This window comes from Megasphaera sp. UPII 135-E, assembly GCF_000221545.1.
In the GTDB taxonomy this organism is placed as follows: domain Bacteria; phylum Bacillota; class Negativicutes; order Veillonellales; family Megasphaeraceae; genus Megasphaera; species Megasphaera hutchinsoni.
In genome coordinates, this window is sequence record NZ_AFUG01000014.1 from 1 (window position 1) to 15,961 (window position 15,961).

Here is a 15,961-nt window from a genome sequence, read left to right on the forward strand (position 1 = left end):
GGCCGTACGGTAGGCGCTGGTGTTGTTTCAGAAATTGAAGCATAATCACTTATCTAAAAGGGTTACAGATTATTCTGTAACCCTTTTAGCATATTATTTATGCAAAAAAATATAATTGAATAGCGAAATTTGTGCAAAAAAAAGAAAAAAACTTGCATGCACACACGGTTTGTAGTAAAATGGGTAAGTACGTGACAACAGGCATAGTATGATCTGTTGCATGTAAAACTATGATGTAAGATGTTGCCCAGTTTTGGGGAAACTCTTATGGAGCAGTCTATTCAAAGAAATGGACGATAGGAGGAATTCAGTAATGGCAAAACAGGAAAGAATCAGAATTCGCCTAAAAGCTTATGATCACAAAATATTAGATCAAAGTGCGGCGAAAATCGTCGATACGGCGAAACGGACAGGTGCCATGGTATCTGGCCCGATTCCACTTCCGACGGAAAAAAACATTTTCACGATTTTGCGTTCACCTCATGTCAATAAAGACTCGCGTGAACAATTCGAATTACGTACACACAAACGGTTGATTGATATTCTTGAAGCATCTAGCAAAACCGTGGATGCTTTGATGCGTCTCGATCTCCCCGCAGGTGTAGACATTGAAATTAAAGCATAGGAGGAGGTGCGATTATGTCTAAAGCTATTTTGGGTAAAAAGTTAGGAATGACTCAAATCTTCACTGAAGAAGGTACGGTTGTTCCTGTAACGGTCGTAGAAGCAACCCCGAATGTAGTGGTGCGTGTAAAAACAGTAGATACGGACGGCTATAATTCGATTCAAATCGGCTACGGCGAAATTAAAGAAAAGCATTTAACAAAACCTGTTAAAGGACAATTTGACAAGGCAGGCGTGACGCCTGTTAAATATCTTCGCGAATTGCGTATGACGGATGTGCCGGAATATACGGTTGGCCAAACTCTGGCAGCTGATATTTTCGCAAGCGGCGATCTCGTCGATGTAATTGGCACCAGCAAAGGAAAGGGTTTTGCCGGTACGATTAAACGTCACGGGTTCCATCGCGGACCCATGGGACATGGTTCTAAATCTCATCGTGAACCAGGGTCACTCGGACCTATGATCAGTGGTGGTGGCGGTAAAGTCATCAAAGGCAAAAAACTTCCTGGGCAAATGGGTGGTAATCAAGCAACGGTATTGCATCTTTCGGTAGTTAAAGTGGATACGGAGAAAAATCTTATCTTGATTAAAGGTGGCATTCCGGGTGCCAAAGGTAGCCTTGTTATGATCCGTGATACGGTGAAACCACGCTAATAGTTGTCATACAGGAAGGAGGAAAAAATAATATGCCAAAAGTACATACCTATAATATTGCTGGTACACAAACTGGCGAAATAGAATTAAATGATAGTGTGTTTGGCGTTGAAGTAAATGAAGCGGTAATGCGACAAGCGTTGCTTCGTCAACTTGCTAATGAACGTCTGGGCACGCATTCTACAAAAACGAGAGGCTTGGTTCGCGGTGGCGGCAGAAAGCCATGGAAACAAAAAGGAACTGGTCGTGCTCGCGTAGGGAGTTCGCGAAGCCCCTTGTGGGTTGGTGGCGGAACCATTTGGGGACCCCATCCTCGCTCATATGCACAAAAAATGCCTCGTAAAGCTAGACGTCTAGCTGTTAAGTCGGCATTGAGTGATAAGGTAAATACGAATGAATTATTTGTGTTGGATGAAATTAATTTAGCTGCATCAAAAACAAAAGAAATTGTAGCGTTGATTAATAACTTTAAATTTACGGGCGAAAAAGTGTTGTTTGTCACTGATAATGACGTGATTGTAGAACGCTGTGCTCGTAATATTGAAGGAGTTAAGGCTATTTCGACGGAAGGCGTCAATATGTTTGATTTGCTTCATTATACGAAATTGTTTGTGACAAAAAGTGCAGTAGCTAAGATTGAGGAGGTGCTTGCATAATGGAAATGCATGATCTCTTGTTAAAACCCGTTATTACAGAAAAAACAACGATGCTTATGTCGGATGGAAAATATACGTTTAGAGTTCCATTGAAAGCGAATAAGGTAGAAATTCGTAAAGCTGTTGAACAGGTATTCAACGTGCATGTTACGAAAGTAAACACGATTCGCGTATTAGGCAAAGTAAAGAGAATGGGAAAATTCGAAGGAAAACGTTCGGATTATAAAAAAGCTATTGTAACACTTCAAGAAGGCGAAACAATCGAATTCTTTGAAGGGGCTTAAGGAATAAGGAAATAAAGGAGGCACAATAATGGCCATTAAATCATTTAAGCCGTATTCCGCTAGTCGTCGATTCATGACAGTTTCTACATTTGAAGAAATTACGACGTCTAAACCGGAAAAATCCTTGTTAGTGAAATTAACTAATAAGGGCGGCCGTAACAACAGCGGTCGGATGACTGTTCGCCATCAAGGTGGTGGACATAAACGCCGTTATCGTTTAATTGATTTTAAACGTATTAAAGATAATATTCCAGCAAAAGTGGCGACAATTGAATACGATCCGAATCGCTCTGCTAATATTGCTTTATTATTCTATGCAGATGGAGAAAAGAAATATATTATTGCACCAAATGGATTAAAAGTGGGCGATGTTTTATATAGTGGCCCTGAATCAGATATTAAAATCGGAAATGCATTGCCGTTGGCCAATATTCCGTTGGGGACATTGGTACATAATGTTGAAATGAAAATTGGCAAGGGTGCTCAAATGGTGCGCTCTGCAGGTGAATCTGCTCAACTTATGGCCAAAGAAGGAAATTATGCATTGTTGCGTTTGCCTTCAGGGGAATTGCGTCAAGTTCATATTCGGTGCCGAGCTACGGTAGGCGTAGTGGGAAATACGGACTATGAAAACATTACGATTGGTAAAGCTGGTCGTTCTCGGTGGAAAGGCATTCGTCCTGGCAACCGCGGGGTTGTTATGAATCCATGCGATCATCCTCATGGCGGTGGTGAAGGGAAGGCTCCTGTTGGGCGTAAACGTCCAGTTACTCCTTGGGGTAAACCGGCTTACGGTGTTAAAACTCGTGATGCTAAAAAAGCTTCTAGTAAGTTTATTGTGAAGAGACGTAAATAGGTCTTGGAAAGGAGATAAATCAGTGTCCAGATCCGTAAAGAAGGGCCCATTTGTTGCTGCACATCTCTTGAAAAAAGTGGAAGCTATGAATGAAGCCAATGAAAAGAAAGTAGTGAAAACATGGTCACGTGCATCTACTATATTGCCTAGCTTTGTAGGACATACGATTGCTGTTCATGATGGTCGTAAACATGTACCAGTATATGTTACAGAAGATATGGTTGGCCATAAATTAGGAGAATTTGCTCCTACACGTACATTTAAAGGTCACGCTAAGTCCGAAAAAGTGACGGGAAGATAAGGGAGGTAAAATAAATGGAAGCAAAAGCTATTGCTAAACATATTCGCATTGCCCCCCGGAAGATTCGCATCGTAGTGGACTTAATTCGGGGCAAAAATGTTGCGGAAGCACTTGCAATTTTGAAATTTACTCCAAAAGTAGGCTCACGTGTAGTGGAAAAAACGCTTCGGTCTGCTATTGCAAATGCAGAACATAATAATGATATGAATGTTGATAAATTATATGTTTCAGAAATTTTTGTTGATCAAGATGCGACAATGAAACGTATTCATCCGCGTAGTCGTGGACAAGCTTTTAAGATTTTAAAGCATTCTAGTCATGTGACTGTTGTGGTAAAAGAAAGAGCATAAGGAGGGAAACGTAGTGGGTCAAAAAGTTAATGCCCATGGATTTCGTGTAGGTGTTGTAAAACCCTGGGATGCCAAATGGTATGCAGAAAAGGATTATGCAACATTGTTAAATGAAGACGTGAAAATCCGGGAATTCTTAAAGGAACAGCTGTTTATTGCGGGCGTTTCTCGTATTGAAATTGAACGGTCTGCTAAACGTATTAAATTAATTATTCACACGGCAAAACCAGGAATGGTTATTGGTCGCGGTGGTGCGGGTATTGAAGATATTAAAAAAGCGTTGAAGAAATTTACTTCAAAGACAGTAGATGTTAATATTGCAGAAATTAAACAAGCGGAATTAGATGCTACATTGGTAGCAGAAAATATTGCTAGTCAATTGGAACGTCGAATTGGTTTTCGTCGTGCAATGAAACAAAGCGTAGGACGTACGATGCGTATGGGTGCTAAGGGAATTAAGATTATGTGCTCAGGACGTTTGGGCGGAGCTGAAATAGCACGTAGCGAAAGCGTTCGTGATGGATCTATTCCACTTCATACTCTTCGTGCAGATATTGATTATGGCTTTGCTGAAGCACATACTACCTATGGTTGTATTGGTATTAAATGCTGGATTTATAAAGGCGAAATTTTACCAGAAGCAAAGCAAACTGCATCTACAAAGCACGAAAGGAGTGAGGCTTAATGTTAATTCCGAAACGTGTTAAATATCGTAAACAATTTCGTGGTCGCATGAAGGGACGTGCTATGCGCGGTAATAAAGTTGCTCATGGCGAATTTGGATTAGTAGCAGCTGAGCCATCATGGATTACGAATCGTCAAATTGAAGCTGCACGTATTGCTATGACACGTTATATTAAACGTGGTGGTAAGGTATGGATTAAGATATTCCCTGATAAGCCTATTACGGCTAAGCCAGCTGGGACTCGTATGGGTTCTGGTAAAGGGGCCCCCGAATATTGGGTAGCTGTAGCGAAGCCAGGACGGGTTCTTTTTGAAATGGGTGGTGTATCAGAAGTTGTTGCACGTGAAGCAATGCGTCTTGCAAGCCATAAATTACCAATTAAAACGAAGTTTGTTGTTAGAGGTCAGGAATTAGGTGGTGAACAACATGAAGGTTAAAGAAATCCGTAATCTGAGTGCTGCCGAATTGAATGAAAAAGTGGTTAGTTTAAAAGAAGAGTTGTTTAACCTCCGTTTTCAACATGCGACCGGCCAATTAGAAAATCCAAAGCGTATCCGTGAAGTAAAAAAGACAATTGCTCGTATTAAGACGGTACAGCGTGAAGCTGAATTAAACGCATAAGAGTTATAATCATATTGGTAATCTAAAAGGAGGTCACAGCACAGATGGAAAGAAATGAACGGAAAATCCGTATTGGTAAAGTTGTTAGTGATAAAATGGACAAAACCGTTGTAGTTACTGTCGAATATAAGACACAGCATAAGTTGTATAGAAAACCAATTGTTTCTTCGGTCAAATTTAAAGCACATGATGAAAAGAATGAATGCCATGTTGGCGATATTGTGCGTATAGAAGAAACTCGTCGTTTATCTAAAGATAAACATTGGAGAGTTGTTTCGATTTTAGAAAAGGCTCAATAATTTTGTGAGAATTAGGAGGGTAAGCCATGATTCAGCAAGAAACTATGTTGAATGTTGCCGATAACACGGGTGCTAAAAAGTTATTGTGCATTCAAGTTATGGGTGGTTCATATCGTAAATATGGCAACATTGGTGATATCATTACAGCATCTGTTAAAGATGCATCACCCGGTGGCGTTGTCAAGAAAGGCGACGTAGTAAAAGCTGTTATCGTTCGTTCGAAAAAGGGATTACGTCGTGTTGATGGATCGTATATTCGTTTTGATGAAAATGCAGCAGTAGTAATAAATAATGATAAAAACCCTAAAGGTACTCGTATTTTTGGACCGGTTGCTAGAGAATTGCGTGAAAAAGATTTCATGAAAATTATCTCCTTGGCTCCGGAAGTATTGTAATCGGAGGGGGTGTTCTAAGTGAGTAAATTGCACGTAAAAAAAGGCGATACGGTTATTGTTATTGCTGGTAAAGAAAAAGGTAAAAAAGGTAAGGTTATTGAAGCGCTTCCAAAGAAAGAACGTGTTGTTGTGGAAGGACTCAATCTTGTAAAACGACATACAAAACCTAGTCAGAATAATCCTCAAGGTGGAATTTTAACAAAAGAAGCACCAATTCATGTTTCTAATGTTATGCTCGTGGATCCTGAAAGTGGTAAACCGACTCGTGTAAGAATGGTACTGCAAGCAGATGGGACGAAAGTGCGGACAGCTGTAAAGAGCGGTAAAGCAATCTAATTCAGAAAGGAGGGCCTTGAGAGTGTCCAGATTAAAAGACAAATACCTTTCCGAAGTGGCGAAAGGATTACAGGAAAAATATAATTATAAAAATGTCATGCAAATTCCAAAGGTAACTAAAGTTGTTATTAACATGGCAGTAGGTGAAGCTGTTAGTAATTCTAAAGCGTTAGATGCAGCAGTTAATGATATGACGATCATTTCCGGACAAAAACCCATTATCACAAAAGCAAAAAAATCTATCGCTGCTTTTAAAGTTCGTGAAGGCATGAAATTGGGTTGTAAAGTAACGTTGCGTGGTCAGCAAATGTATGAATTTTTAGATAAATTGATGAATTTGGCATTACCTCGTGTACGTGACTTTCATGGCGTTAGTGCTACTGGATTTGATGGTAGAGGAAATTATACGCTGGGATTAAAAGAACAGCTTATTTTCCCTGAAATTGAGTATGATAAAATTGATAAGACTCGTGGCATGGATATAACTATCGTTACTACGGCAAACACGGACGAAGAAAGTCGTGATATGCTAGCGTTAATGGGCATGCCTTTTGAAAAGTAATAAGGAGGATTTGAATACATGGCAAAGAAATCTATGCTTGAACGTGAAAAGAAACGTGAAAAAGTGGTTGCCAAATATGCTAAACTCCGGGCAGAGTTGAAAGCGAAAGGGGATTATGAAGCGCTTTCTCAGCTTCCGGCAAATGCATCACCGGTACGCTTGCACAATCGTTGCAAAGTAACCGGCCGTCCTCACGGTTATATGCGTAAATTCGGTATCTGCCGTATTACATTCCGTGAACTGGCTTATAAAGGCCAAATTCCTGGCGTCAAAAAAGCCAGCTGGTAAGGTATTCCATGGAGGGAGGTTTTTAGATTATGGCAATGACCGATCCGATTGCGGATATGCTCACTCGAATCCGCAATGCCAATTCGGCAGAGCATCAAACAGTAGAAATGCCGGCTTCTAAGATGAAAGCAGCGGTGCTTGAAATTCTTAAAGAAGAAGGTTTTATAAAGAATTATGAATCCATTAATGAAGGGAAACAACTACGTGTTGTTTTAAAATATGGTTCTAATAAAGAAAGAGTAATTACCGGTATCAAGAGGATTTCTAAGCCAGGATTACGCGTATATGCAGGAAAAGAAGAACTTCCACGCGTTCTTGGTGGTTTGGGAATTGCAGTAATTTCTACATCTAAAGGAGTTATGAGTGACAAACAAGCTCGTAAAATCGGTTTAGGTGGCGAAGTTATCGCTTACGTCTGGTAAAAATTGGAGGTGTCAGTATGTCTCGAGTAGGTAGAATGCCTATTGATATCCCTGCAGGCGTAAGTGTAAGCCTTAACGGCCCCGTGATTACCGTCAAAGGACCAAAAGGTGAACTTACACGTACGCTTCACCAGGATATAAAAGTTTCAGTAGCAGATAATGTTATTACGGTGGAACGTCCATCAGATGAAAAAAATCATCGTGCCTTACATGGCCTTACGCGTGCTTTAGTCGCTAATATGGTTATAGGCGTTACAGAAGGGTTTAAAAAAGAATTGGAAATTGTTGGTGTTGGATATAGAGCTCAAATGAAAGGCAATAAATTAGCCTTGACGTTAGGCTTTTCACATCCTTTGGAATTAGAAGCACCAGAAGGTATTAAGATTGAATGCCCTAGTGCCACATCTATTGTTATTTCTGGGGCCAATAAAGAACATGTTGGTGAATTTGCAGCTAAAGTACGTGGATATCGTTTGCCTGAACCTTATAAAGGAAAAGGTATTAAATATGTAGGCGAACATATTCGTCGTAAAGCAGGTAAAGCTGGTACGAAGAAATAGAAATACTAGTTATTATAGAAAGGAGTGAATTCCTTGAAGAAGAGTAAAAATGCCGTTCGTGTAAAAAGGCATTGGCGTTTACGCAAACAAATTAGCGGTACAGCAGAACGTCCTCGTTTGAACGTTTTTCGTAGTTTGACTAATATCTATGCACAAATTATTGATGATCAAAAGGGTGTAACCTTAGTAGCTGCTAGTTCGTTAGACAAAGAAATTAAGGATCAAAAAAATGGTGGTAATGCTGAAGGTGCTAAATTAGTTGGTGCTTTGGTTGCTAAAAGAGCTATTGAAAAAGGCATTACTACAGTTGTTTTTGACCGTGGTGGTTATATTTATCATGGTCGTGTTGCTGCGTTAGCTACGGCAGCTCGCGAAGCAGGTTTGAAATTTTAAAAGAGGAGGAAATAACACATGGCAAAAGTTGACCATGCAGGTCTTGAGTTACAAGAAAATGTTGTATTCATAAATCGTGTTGCTAAGGTAGTTAAAGGTGGCCGTCGTTTTTCCTTCAGTGCACTTGTTGTCGTTGGCGATGGGAATGGACGTGTAGGAGCTGGCTTAGGTAAAGCCGGTGAAGTTCCGGAAGCAATTCGTAAAGGCGTAGAAGATGCGAAAAAGCATTTAGTATCTATTTCTCTTAAGAATGGATCTATTCCACATCAAGTTACAGGTATTTTTGGAGCGGGGCAAGTATTGTTAAAGCCTGCTGCTGAAGGTACAGGTGTTATTGCGGGTGGTCCTGTTCGTGCTGTCTTGGAACTAGCTGGCGTACGTAATATTCTTACAAAATCTATCGGTTCTTCAAATCCTAATAATATGGTACAAGCTACTATTGAAGGATTAAGTCGCTTAAAGGATGTTAATAAAGTAGCAGAACTTCGAGGCAAAACGGTAGAAGAAATTTATGGTTAAGAAGGAGGATATATATAATGGCTCAAGTAAAAGTTACCCTTGTCAAGAGTCTTGCTGGGCACCCTGGGGATCAACGGGCAACCGTTGTTGCTTTAGGATTGGGAAAAACCAATTCTAGTGTCGTTAAAGATATAAATCCTCAGATAAAAGGGATGCTTCATAAAGTTAGACATTTAGTAAAGGTTGAAGAAATTTAATATAAAGGAGGTGCGGTTCATTGAAACTTCATGAAATGACTATTGTTCCTGGTTCTAAGAAAAAACGCAATCGCGTAGGCCGTGGTATTGGATCGGGAAACGGCAAAACATCAGGGAAAGGAATGAAAGGGCAACTTTCTAGAAGTGGCGGTGGCAAAAGACCAGGATTTGAAGGCGGACAAATGCCTTTGTATCGGTTGCTTCCAAAACGTGGATTTACCAATATTTGGGCAAAAGAATATGCAGAAGTTAATGTGTCTGTGTTAAATCGTTTTGAAGATGGAACAACCGTAGATCCCGTGGCTTTAGTAGAAGCAGGTATTCTCAAGAATGTTTGCGATGGAGTGCGTATTCTTGGAAACGGCGAATTAGAAAAAAAATTGACTGTTGTCGCACAAGGATTCACTAAATCAGCACAGCAGAAAATTGAAGCGGCCGGTGGTAAAGTAGAGGTGATCTAAGGTGTTGGAAAACCTCCAAAATGTAATAAACGTTTCTGAATTTAGGAAACGTGCTATATTTACCTTGATCATGTTTATCGTTTTTAGACTGGGTGTCCATATTCCTGTACCAGGTGTGGACTCCTCAGTTATCGAAAATTTATTTACCAGTGGAAATCTGTTTGGCTTGTTAGACTTGTTTTCTGGTGGGGCGTTAAGTAAGTTTTCTATCCTTGCCATGAGTATTACACCTTATATTAACGCATCTATTATTATGCAATTACTTACGTCTGTTGTTCCTACATTTGAACAGTGGGCAAAAGATAATCAAGACGGTCGTGATAAAATTCAAAAGGTTACCCGTTATGGTACCGTTGCCCTAGCACTTATCCAGGCTTTAGCTATGAGTTATGCTTTAAAAGTAAATAATGCTTTGGTGGTTGATAGCTGGAGTACGGTTATTATGGTTACATTAATATTGACAGCAGGAACTTGTTTCTTGATGTGGTTAGGTGACCAAATTACGGCGGGGGGGATTGGAAATGGGATATCGTTGATTATTTTTGCCGGTATCGTCGCTCGTTTTCCCAATGGTTGTGCTACGGTGTATAAGTATATACAAGCTGGATCGATTAATATTTTTCAAGCGATTTTATTTGTTATTATTGCATTCTTTATGATTGCAATAGTTGTTGAAGTAACACAAGGAACGCGACGTGTTACCGTACAATATGCAAAACGTATTGTCGGCAGGAAAATGTATGGAGGACATTCCACGCATATTCCTTTAAAAGTAAATCAAGCTGGTGTTATTCCGCTTATTTTTGCTTCTTCCGTTTTGATGTTCCCTGTTACTATTGCTCAATTTTCACAGAATGCAACGATTAAGATGGTTGCAGGATGGTTCGCGTGGGGGACTGTAACAAATACAGTGATGTATGCGATTTTGATTTTCTTCTTCACGTATTTCTACACGGCCATTTCATTGAATATTCCGCAGCTTACGGAAAATATGCAAAAATATGGTGGTTTTATTCCTGGAATTCGTCCAGGTCAACCAACAGCAAAACATATCGACAAAATTATGACGCGTATTACGTTAGCCGGTGCATTTTTCTTGGCGTTTGTAGCTATTTTACCTAATTTTATTGGGTGGATTACAGGAGTTCAAGGAGTATATTTTGGCGGTACGGCATTGTTGATTGTTGTAGGTGTTGCAATTGATACGATGAAACAGGCAGAATCTTTGGTTTTGAATAAGCAATATCAAGGGTTTATGAAGTAAAGGAGGAAGATTAGTGTGTATATTCTTTTAATGGGTCCTCCTGGGGCCGGTAAAGGTACACAAGCTGAGAGATTGATTGAAACTTATGGAATCTCTCAGATTTCGACAGGAGATATGTTCCGTGCAGCTGTAAAAGAACAAACTCCGTTGGGATTAGAAGCACAAAAATATATGGATAATGGTCAATTAGTTCCAGATGCTGTTACTGTAGGAATTGTCAAAGAACGGTTGGCAAAAGAGGATTGCAAAAAAGGTTTTATTTTAGATGGATTTCCTCGTACTACATCTCAAGCAGTATCACTTGATGCCATTTTACGTGACTTACATATCACTTTAAATGGTGTGGTGAATATCGTGGTTTCTGATGATGCACTAATAGAACGTACTACGGGCAGACAAATTTGTCGTACTTGTGGAGCAACGTATCATCTTTCGTTTAAGCCCACTAAAAAACAAGGGGTATGTGATAAATGCGGTGGTGAATTATACCAGCGTGATGATGACAAAATGGAAACAGTAAAAAAAAGACTTAGTGTATACGCTGCTCAAACAAAGCCGTTAATTGATTACTATAAAAATTCCAATTTGTATATTGAAATTAATGGTGAACGTGATATGGAGGCGGTTTTCAATGATATTGTAGAACGCCTTGGAAAGAGTAAATGATATGGTCATATTGAAGTCTAAACGGGAAATTGAATATATTCGCGAAGCAGGAAAAATAACGGCAAACGCTCTGTTACTGATGAGAGAGTTAGCGAAGCCAGGTGTTACAACTGGAGAGTTAGATCGGCGTTGCGAAGAATTTATTCGCAGTTGTGGAGCCTTTCCTAGCTGTAAAGGATATTATGGTTTTCCAGCCACGATTTGTGCTAGTGTGAATGAAGAAGTAGTTCACGGTATTCCGGGAAGGCGTAAGTTAAAAGAAGGGGACATAATCAGTGTTGACCTGGTAGTTAATAAAAATGGCTATCATGGAGATGCCACTGTGACGATTCCCATTGGACATGTTGCTCCAGAAATTATGAAGTTAGTGCAAGTAACTGAAGAGTGTTTGCAAAAAGGTATAGAACAAGCTGTTGTAGGAAATCATTTAGGTGATATCGGACATGCTGTGCAAACACATGCAGAATCTCATGGATATGGGGTGGTTCGTGATTATGTTGGGCACGGGATCGGAACCGATATGCATGAGGATCCAGAAGTGCGAAATTATGGATTACCTGGTCATGGTGAAATATTAGAGTCTGGCTTGGTAATTGCTATTGAACCCATGATTAACATGGGAACAGAAAAGGTATATCAATTGAAAAACGGTTGGACTGTTGTTACAAAAGATAAAAAACCAGCTGCTCATTTTGAACATACCGTGGCGATTACTGATAATGGTCCGGAAATTTTGACATTACCGTGATAAAGGGCTTACATAGAGATGGATTTGGTAGTTAGGCGAAAGACAAAATCATTTGTATGTGATTGTTGGCAAAGTGGATTATCCTAACGTATGGATTGCTGACGGGAGAAAGTACAAAGTGGATAAGCCGTAGAACAATGCCGGCAACTCCGTATCATGAAGGGTTATATTAGATGTTCATGATAATCAGCAATGAATGGATATGATTCGTAATAAAAACGGATTGAGACGGATTTGATCAGGGAGGTTATACATGTCTAAGGAAGATGTCATTGAAGTAGAAGGTATAGTTGTAGAAGCACTGCCCAATGCCATGTTTAAAGTAAAATTAGAAAATGAGCATATTGTGTTAGCTCATGTATCAGGAAAAATGCGTATGAATTTTATTCGTATCTTACCAGGTGATCGGGTAACGATGGAGTTGACCCCGTATGATCTGAATCGCGGGCGTATTACATACCGCTTTAAGTAAGATGAATTACGTAGGAGGTTAATTATGAAGGTAAAACCGTCAGTAAAAAAGATTTGTGAAAAATGTAAAATTATTAAGCGCAAAGGCCGTGTTATGGTTATTTGCGAAAATCCTAAACATAAGCAGAAACAAGGATAATAGACTGGAGGTGGATGAATAGATGGCACGTATAGCCGGTGTGGATTTACCACGCGATAAGCGAGTGGAAGTAGGTTTAACATATATTTTTGGTATTGGTCTTTCTTCTTCTCAGGAAATTTTGAAAAAAACGGGAATTAATCCAGATACTCGCGTTCGAGATTTGACAGAAGATGAAGTTCAGAAAATTCGCGAAGTAATTGGAGCTGATTACAAGGTAGAAGGGGATCTTCGTCGAGAAGGTGCATTGAACGTAAAGCGTTTAATTGAAATTAACTCGTACAGAGGAAAACGTCATCGTGCAGGCCTTCCTGTCCGGGGACAACGTAGTAAAACGAACGCACGTACACGTAAAGGTCCAAGAAAAGCTATTGCAGGTAAAAAGAAATAACTTATTGAGTAAGGAGGGAAATGATTTTGGCAAAGAATAACGTAAGAAATACGAAAAGAAAAGAAAAGAAACATGTAGAATCAGGAGCAGCACACATTCGGTCTACATTTAATAATACGATTGTCACCATTAGTGATACAAAGGGAAATGCTTTATCTTGGGCTAGTGCTGGTGGTATGGGCTTTCGTGGTTCGCGTAAAAGCACTCCGTTTGCAGCTCAAATGGCGGCAGAACAGGCTGCAAAAGCAGCAATGGAACATGGATTGCGTCAAGTTGAAGTCTTTGTAAAAGGACCAGGTTCAGGTCGTGAGGCAGCTATTCGTGCATTACAAGCCGCAGGTTTAGAAGTCAATGCGATTAAAGACGTAACTCCTATCCCGCATAATGGTTGCCGTCCACCAAAACGTAGACGTGTATAATAGTTACCGAATTAGATTGATTCTGGAATGGGAGGATTTTCCAAATGATGGATGATAATAAATTTAAAGTAACGATCGTTGAAAGAAGTGACAACGGTACCTATGGAAAATTCGTATGTGAACCCTTGGATCGGGGGTACGGAATCACGTTGGGAAACAGTTTGCGTCGCGTCCTACTTTCTTCATTGGATGGCGTTGCAATCACTTCTATAAAAATTGACGGTGTATTACATGAATTTTCTACAATTCCAGGTGTTCGAGAAGATATTTCTGAAATTATTTTGAACTTAAAACAATTGCGGTTGCGATTTACGCGAGAAGAAGTAGAACAGTTGGATATCATCGTCGATATTAATGGTGAATGTGAATTTACCGCAAAAGATCTTGATGTGAACTCAGACGTAGAAATTTTAAATCCGGAACTTCATATTGCTACTTTGGACACGGATGCTCATATTTATATGGTATGCCATATTGAACGAGGAAAAGGGTATGTTCCGTCTACCAAAAACAAGAAAGATACGGATGTTATTGGAGTCATTCCTATTGACTCTATCTTCTCACCCATTGTTCGTACAAAGTATGAAGTGGGAAATATTCGAGTCGGAAACGAAATGGACTATGATTCGTTGACTTTAGAAGTACAAACCGATGGGAGTATTGCCGCAGAAAATGCGGTTGCTAAAGCAGCGTCGATTATGGTAAGCTATTTGGATTATTTTCAAAAGATTGCAAGTGATCCACTTGCAAATGAAGCATTAGCACCATTTACGACTCTTGAGGGAGAAGAAGAAGAAGAAGATAAAGGACCAGAATTAGAGCAAGTAAAAATAGATGTCTTGGATTTATCCGTACGGGCATCGAATTGCTTGAAACGGGCCAATATTTATACTTTAGGGGATTTAGTAGAACGGACAGAAGATGATTTATCGAAAATACGTAATTTAGGTAGAAAGTCCGTTGATGAAATCATTGAAAAACTTAAAGATTACGGATTTGATCTGAAATCTAACGAAGAATAGTTCGAGGAGGATGAACGATGGCTTATAGAAAGTTAGGACGTGACAGCTCTGCTCGTAAAGCTTTATTGCGTAGCATTGTTACCTCGTTATTCCAGCATGAACGCATTGAAACGACAGAAGCAAAGGCAAAAGAACTTCGTAAAATAGCAGATAAAATGATAACATTAGCTAAACGCGGAGATTTACATGCTCGTCGACAAGTGCTAGCATACATGATGGATGAAAGTGTAGTAAAAAAATTATTCGATGAAATCGCTGGTAAATATGCAGATCGTCAAGGCGGCTATACGCGGATTATTAAATCTGGCGTGCGTCAAGGTGATGCAGCTCCGATGGTTATTATCGAATTAGTATAAGTTGAATAGTCCCACTTAGTGAAGGTAAGGGGATGTTATTACGCCGTTGTGGGAAACTGCAACGGCTTTTTTTCGGAGGAATTGATATGGTAAAAAAGAGTGTGTTAGCCATTAATTTTAATGAAGAGCGGTTGAAACAATTAAAACGATTATCACTGTTAGTCAAAGCTCAAGTTAAAGCAGTTACTGAACTAGATAAAGAAGAACCGTTAGGAAAAGTAGTAGGCTTTACTGAGCAAGAGATCAAGGCGATAACAGAACAAATTGCAGCAAACAATGAAAATCAAACTACCGATAATATGGACAATGAAGATATTATCATTGAAGAACCGGTGACAAAAGAGGCTATTGTTCTTTGCGGCTTTGAAAATAAAGATGTGCATACATTGTTAGATGCGATTAGAGGCAGTTCATTGAAGAGCGTACCATTAAAAGCTATGTTAACTTCATACAATATTACATGGAAAATTTCAGATATGTTAATCGAACTAGCTAAAGAGTATGAATATTTTAGGCAACGCAAATGAGAGATACATCTTTAGTGTTTCCTATTAGTATAACTGGTGATATTTTGTTAGGTAAAAAAAAGCGAGGCTTTGGTGTAGGCAAATGGAATGGTTTTGGAGGCAAGTTGGAAGGCTCAGAATCATATCTAGCATGTGCTATACGAGAAGTAAAAGAAGAAGTTGGCTTGCATGTTACCCCGGAAGAACTAGTATTATATGGAATACTGTTTTTTGAATTTCAAAATAATAGAGATTGGAATCATAAGGGATATGTGTATATTGCAACTTCTTTTCAAGGCACGCCTATAGAATCAGAAGAAATGTTGCCGCAATGGTTTGCGTTAGATGCGATACCATATACATACATGTGGAAAGCCGATAGGATATGGCTGCCTCATGTGTTGGCAAGGGAAAAAGTAAGTGGAACGATTCTTTTTTCTGCGAATGGCGAAGAACTTCTTAAAACCGATTTAAAATACACTAATACATAATAAATAAAAAGCANATATATATATA

At 39.4% G+C, this 15,961-nt stretch carries 32 protein-coding genes; all 32 read left to right on the forward strand.

Going from position 1 to position 15,961, the window contains the following annotated elements; genetic code table 11:
• The first annotated feature begins 313 nt into the window (after positions 1 to 313).
• The 32 genes from rpsJ (at position 314) to HMPREF1040_RS02710 (ending at position 15,936) form a co-directional block, all read left to right on the forward strand.
• Positions 314 to 625: a 30S ribosomal protein S10 gene (rpsJ, locus tag HMPREF1040_RS02555; RefSeq protein ID WP_007392383.1), complete on the forward strand. Its 312-nt coding sequence runs from the start codon at positions 314 to 316 to the stop codon at positions 623 to 625.
• A gap of 14 nt (positions 626 to 639) precedes the next feature.
• Positions 640 to 1,278: a 50S ribosomal protein L3 gene (gene rplC, locus HMPREF1040_RS02560; RefSeq protein WP_007392384.1), complete on the forward strand. Its 639-nt coding sequence runs from the start codon at positions 640 to 642 to the stop codon at positions 1,276 to 1,278.
• 32 nt (positions 1,279 to 1,310) lie between these two features.
• Positions 1,311 to 1,934, forward strand: a complete 624-nt coding sequence (gene rplD, locus HMPREF1040_RS02565; RefSeq protein WP_007392386.1) for a 50S ribosomal protein L4 — start codon at positions 1,311 to 1,313, stop codon at positions 1,932 to 1,934.
• Entirely contained in the window at positions 1,934 to 2,218 is a 285-nt protein-coding gene (gene rplW, locus HMPREF1040_RS02570; RefSeq protein WP_007392358.1) for a 50S ribosomal protein L23, read from the forward strand. Before rplD ends, rplW begins: the two co-directional genes overlap by 1 nt.
• Positions 2,219 to 2,246: 28 nt before the next feature.
• The gene (gene rplB / locus HMPREF1040_RS02575; RefSeq protein WP_007392370.1) at positions 2,247 to 3,074 is read left to right on the forward strand and encodes a 50S ribosomal protein L2; all 828 of its coding nucleotides are present in this window, start codon (positions 2,247 to 2,249) and stop codon (positions 3,072 to 3,074) included.
• Between the two features lie 22 nt (positions 3,075 to 3,096).
• Entirely contained in the window at positions 3,097 to 3,375 is a 279-nt protein-coding gene (gene rpsS, locus HMPREF1040_RS02580) for a 30S ribosomal protein S19 (protein ID WP_007392382.1), read from the forward strand.
• A gap of 14 nt (positions 3,376 to 3,389) precedes the next feature.
• Positions 3,390 to 3,725, forward strand: a complete 336-nt coding sequence (gene rplV / locus HMPREF1040_RS02585; RefSeq protein ID WP_007392380.1) for a 50S ribosomal protein L22 — start codon at positions 3,390 to 3,392, stop codon at positions 3,723 to 3,725.
• 13 nt (positions 3,726 to 3,738) lie between these two features.
• Positions 3,739 to 4,410: a 30S ribosomal protein S3 gene (rpsC, locus tag HMPREF1040_RS02590; protein ID WP_007392376.1), complete on the forward strand. Its 672-nt coding sequence runs from the start codon at positions 3,739 to 3,741 to the stop codon at positions 4,408 to 4,410.
• Positions 4,410 to 4,847: a 50S ribosomal protein L16 gene (gene rplP / locus HMPREF1040_RS02595; RefSeq protein ID WP_007392359.1), complete on the forward strand. Its 438-nt coding sequence runs from the start codon at positions 4,410 to 4,412 to the stop codon at positions 4,845 to 4,847. The genes rpsC and rplP overlap by 1 nt, the downstream gene beginning before the upstream one ends.
• Positions 4,837 to 5,031, forward strand: coding sequence for a 50S ribosomal protein L29 (gene rpmC / locus HMPREF1040_RS02600; RefSeq protein WP_007392365.1), 195 nt, complete (start codon positions 4,837 to 4,839; stop codon positions 5,029 to 5,031). Before rplP ends, rpmC begins: the two co-directional genes overlap by 11 nt.
• A gap of 44 nt (positions 5,032 to 5,075) precedes the next feature.
• On the forward strand, positions 5,076 to 5,330 hold the full coding sequence (gene rpsQ, locus HMPREF1040_RS02605; RefSeq protein ID WP_007392387.1) for a 30S ribosomal protein S17: 255 nt from the start codon (positions 5,076 to 5,078) through the stop codon (positions 5,328 to 5,330).
• Between the two features lie 26 nt (positions 5,331 to 5,356).
• Positions 5,357 to 5,725: a 50S ribosomal protein L14 gene (gene rplN / locus HMPREF1040_RS02610; protein ID WP_007392360.1), complete on the forward strand. Its 369-nt coding sequence runs from the start codon at positions 5,357 to 5,359 to the stop codon at positions 5,723 to 5,725.
• Positions 5,726 to 5,752: 27 nt separating this feature from the next.
• Positions 5,753 to 6,061, forward strand: a complete 309-nt coding sequence (gene rplX / locus HMPREF1040_RS02615; protein WP_156211623.1) for a 50S ribosomal protein L24 — start codon at positions 5,753 to 5,755, stop codon at positions 6,059 to 6,061.
• Between the two features lie 22 nt (positions 6,062 to 6,083).
• A complete protein-coding gene (gene rplE, locus HMPREF1040_RS02620; protein ID WP_007392369.1) occupies positions 6,084 to 6,623 on the forward strand; it encodes a 50S ribosomal protein L5 in 540 nt (179 codons plus the stop codon).
• An 18-nt stretch (positions 6,624 to 6,641) separates the two neighbouring features.
• On the forward strand, positions 6,642 to 6,911 hold the full coding sequence (rpsN, locus tag HMPREF1040_RS02625; RefSeq protein WP_007392362.1) for a 30S ribosomal protein S14: 270 nt from the start codon (positions 6,642 to 6,644) through the stop codon (positions 6,909 to 6,911).
• A 29-nt stretch (positions 6,912 to 6,940) separates the two neighbouring features.
• Complete coding sequence (gene rpsH, locus HMPREF1040_RS02630) at positions 6,941 to 7,333, forward strand: 30S ribosomal protein S8 (RefSeq protein ID WP_007392374.1); 393 nt, start codon at positions 6,941 to 6,943, stop codon at positions 7,331 to 7,333.
• Positions 7,334 to 7,350: 17 nt separating this feature from the next.
• Positions 7,351 to 7,893 carry a 50S ribosomal protein L6 gene (gene rplF / locus HMPREF1040_RS02635; protein WP_007392367.1) on the forward strand — a complete coding sequence of 181 codons (543 nt, stop codon included), beginning with the start codon at positions 7,351 to 7,353 and terminating at the stop codon, positions 7,891 to 7,893.
• Between the two features lie 33 nt (positions 7,894 to 7,926).
• Positions 7,927 to 8,286, forward strand: a complete 360-nt coding sequence (gene rplR / locus HMPREF1040_RS02640) for a 50S ribosomal protein L18 (RefSeq protein WP_007392388.1) — start codon at positions 7,927 to 7,929, stop codon at positions 8,284 to 8,286.
• An 18-nt stretch (positions 8,287 to 8,304) separates the two neighbouring features.
• A complete protein-coding gene (gene rpsE, locus HMPREF1040_RS02645; protein WP_007392378.1) occupies positions 8,305 to 8,805 on the forward strand; it encodes a 30S ribosomal protein S5 in 501 nt (166 codons plus the stop codon).
• Positions 8,806 to 8,822: 17 nt separating this feature from the next.
• Positions 8,823 to 9,002 (forward strand): 50S ribosomal protein L30, encoded by a 180-nt coding sequence (gene rpmD / locus HMPREF1040_RS02650; protein ID WP_007392361.1) that lies wholly within the window; start codon positions 8,823 to 8,825, stop codon positions 9,000 to 9,002.
• Between the two features lie 20 nt (positions 9,003 to 9,022).
• Entirely contained in the window at positions 9,023 to 9,463 is a 441-nt protein-coding gene (rplO, locus tag HMPREF1040_RS02655) for a 50S ribosomal protein L15 (protein ID WP_007392364.1), read from the forward strand.
• Between the two features lies 1 nt (position 9,464).
• Positions 9,465 to 10,727 (forward strand): preprotein translocase subunit SecY, encoded by a 1,263-nt coding sequence (gene secY / locus HMPREF1040_RS02660; protein WP_007392363.1) that lies wholly within the window; start codon positions 9,465 to 9,467, stop codon positions 10,725 to 10,727.
• 15 nt (positions 10,728 to 10,742) lie between these two features.
• Positions 10,743 to 11,393: an adenylate kinase gene (locus tag HMPREF1040_RS02665; protein WP_007392373.1), complete on the forward strand. Its 651-nt coding sequence runs from the start codon at positions 10,743 to 10,745 to the stop codon at positions 11,391 to 11,393.
• A gap of 1 nt (position 11,394) precedes the next feature.
• Positions 11,395 to 12,141 (forward strand): type I methionyl aminopeptidase, encoded by a 747-nt coding sequence (gene map / locus HMPREF1040_RS02670; protein ID WP_007392366.1) that lies wholly within the window; start codon positions 11,395 to 11,397, stop codon positions 12,139 to 12,141.
• A gap of 253 nt (positions 12,142 to 12,394) precedes the next feature.
• A complete protein-coding gene (infA, locus tag HMPREF1040_RS02675) occupies positions 12,395 to 12,613 on the forward strand; it encodes a translation initiation factor IF-1 (RefSeq protein ID WP_007392372.1) in 219 nt (72 codons plus the stop codon).
• A gap of 24 nt (positions 12,614 to 12,637) precedes the next feature.
• Positions 12,638 to 12,751: a 50S ribosomal protein L36 gene (gene rpmJ, locus HMPREF1040_RS02680; RefSeq protein ID WP_007391661.1), complete on the forward strand. Its 114-nt coding sequence runs from the start codon at positions 12,638 to 12,640 to the stop codon at positions 12,749 to 12,751.
• 22 nt (positions 12,752 to 12,773) lie between these two features.
• Positions 12,774 to 13,142 carry a 30S ribosomal protein S13 gene (gene rpsM / locus HMPREF1040_RS02685; RefSeq protein ID WP_007392377.1) on the forward strand — a complete coding sequence of 123 codons (369 nt, stop codon included), beginning with the start codon at positions 12,774 to 12,776 and terminating at the stop codon, positions 13,140 to 13,142.
• A 20-nt stretch (positions 13,143 to 13,162) separates the two neighbouring features.
• Positions 13,163 to 13,561 (forward strand): 30S ribosomal protein S11, encoded by a 399-nt coding sequence (gene rpsK, locus HMPREF1040_RS02690; RefSeq protein WP_007392368.1) that lies wholly within the window; start codon positions 13,163 to 13,165, stop codon positions 13,559 to 13,561.
• 44 nt (positions 13,562 to 13,605) lie between these two features.
• Positions 13,606 to 14,583, forward strand: a complete 978-nt coding sequence (locus tag HMPREF1040_RS02695) for a DNA-directed RNA polymerase subunit alpha (protein ID WP_007392385.1) — start codon at positions 13,606 to 13,608, stop codon at positions 14,581 to 14,583.
• Between the two features lie 17 nt (positions 14,584 to 14,600).
• Complete coding sequence (rplQ, locus tag HMPREF1040_RS02700; RefSeq protein WP_007392381.1) at positions 14,601 to 14,939, forward strand: 50S ribosomal protein L17; 339 nt, start codon at positions 14,601 to 14,603, stop codon at positions 14,937 to 14,939.
• An 86-nt stretch (positions 14,940 to 15,025) separates the two neighbouring features.
• Positions 15,026 to 15,466: a DUF3783 domain-containing protein gene (locus HMPREF1040_RS02705; protein ID WP_007392379.1), complete on the forward strand. Its 441-nt coding sequence runs from the start codon at positions 15,026 to 15,028 to the stop codon at positions 15,464 to 15,466.
• On the forward strand, positions 15,463 to 15,936 hold the full coding sequence (locus HMPREF1040_RS02710) for an 8-oxo-dGTP diphosphatase (protein ID WP_007392375.1): 474 nt from the start codon (positions 15,463 to 15,465) through the stop codon (positions 15,934 to 15,936). The genes HMPREF1040_RS02705 and HMPREF1040_RS02710 overlap by 4 nt, the downstream gene beginning before the upstream one ends.
• Positions 15,937 to 15,961 lie beyond the last annotated feature (25 nt).

Coding starts and splice junctions, on each gene's coding strand:
- rpsJ (WP_007392383.1), top strand. CDS start 314: ATGGCAAAACAGGAAAGAATCAGAATTCGCCTAAAAGCTTATGATCAC.
- rplC (WP_007392384.1), top strand. CDS start 640: ATGTCTAAAGCTATTTTGGGTAAAAAGTTAGGAATGACTCAAATCTTC.
- rplD (WP_007392386.1), top strand. CDS start 1,311: ATGCCAAAAGTACATACCTATAATATTGCTGGTACACAAACTGGCGAA.
- rplW (WP_007392358.1), top strand. CDS start 1,934: ATGGAAATGCATGATCTCTTGTTAAAACCCGTTATTACAGAAAAAACA.
- rplB (WP_007392370.1), top strand. CDS start 2,247: ATGGCCATTAAATCATTTAAGCCGTATTCCGCTAGTCGTCGATTCATG.
- rplV (WP_007392380.1), top strand. CDS start 3,390: ATGGAAGCAAAAGCTATTGCTAAACATATTCGCATTGCCCCCCGGAAG.
- rplP (WP_007392359.1), top strand. CDS start 4,410: ATGTTAATTCCGAAACGTGTTAAATATCGTAAACAATTTCGTGGTCGC.
- rpmC (WP_007392365.1), top strand. CDS start 4,837: ATGAAGGTTAAAGAAATCCGTAATCTGAGTGCTGCCGAATTGAATGAA.
- rpsQ (WP_007392387.1), top strand. CDS start 5,076: ATGGAAAGAAATGAACGGAAAATCCGTATTGGTAAAGTTGTTAGTGAT.
- rplN (WP_007392360.1), top strand. CDS start 5,357: ATGATTCAGCAAGAAACTATGTTGAATGTTGCCGATAACACGGGTGCT.
- rpsN (WP_007392362.1), top strand. CDS start 6,642: ATGGCAAAGAAATCTATGCTTGAACGTGAAAAGAAACGTGAAAAAGTG.
- rpsH (WP_007392374.1), top strand. CDS start 6,941: ATGGCAATGACCGATCCGATTGCGGATATGCTCACTCGAATCCGCAAT.
- rplF (WP_007392367.1), top strand. CDS start 7,351: ATGTCTCGAGTAGGTAGAATGCCTATTGATATCCCTGCAGGCGTAAGT.
- rpsE (WP_007392378.1), top strand. CDS start 8,305: ATGGCAAAAGTTGACCATGCAGGTCTTGAGTTACAAGAAAATGTTGTA.
- rpmD (WP_007392361.1), top strand. CDS start 8,823: ATGGCTCAAGTAAAAGTTACCCTTGTCAAGAGTCTTGCTGGGCACCCT.
- map (WP_007392366.1), top strand. CDS start 11,395: ATGGTCATATTGAAGTCTAAACGGGAAATTGAATATATTCGCGAAGCA.
- infA (WP_007392372.1), top strand. CDS start 12,395: ATGTCTAAGGAAGATGTCATTGAAGTAGAAGGTATAGTTGTAGAAGCA.
- rpmJ (WP_007391661.1), top strand. CDS start 12,638: ATGAAGGTAAAACCGTCAGTAAAAAAGATTTGTGAAAAATGTAAAATT.
- rpsM (WP_007392377.1), top strand. CDS start 12,774: ATGGCACGTATAGCCGGTGTGGATTTACCACGCGATAAGCGAGTGGAA.
- rpsK (WP_007392368.1), top strand. CDS start 13,163: ATGATTTTGGCAAAGAATAACGTAAGAAATACGAAAAGAAAAGAAAAG.
- HMPREF1040_RS02695 (WP_007392385.1), top strand. CDS start 13,606: ATGATGGATGATAATAAATTTAAAGTAACGATCGTTGAAAGAAGTGAC.
- rplQ (WP_007392381.1), top strand. CDS start 14,601: ATGGCTTATAGAAAGTTAGGACGTGACAGCTCTGCTCGTAAAGCTTTA.
- HMPREF1040_RS02705 (WP_007392379.1), top strand. CDS start 15,026: ATGGTAAAAAAGAGTGTGTTAGCCATTAATTTTAATGAAGAGCGGTTG.
- HMPREF1040_RS02710 (WP_007392375.1), top strand. CDS start 15,463: ATGAGAGATACATCTTTAGTGTTTCCTATTAGTATAACTGGTGATATT.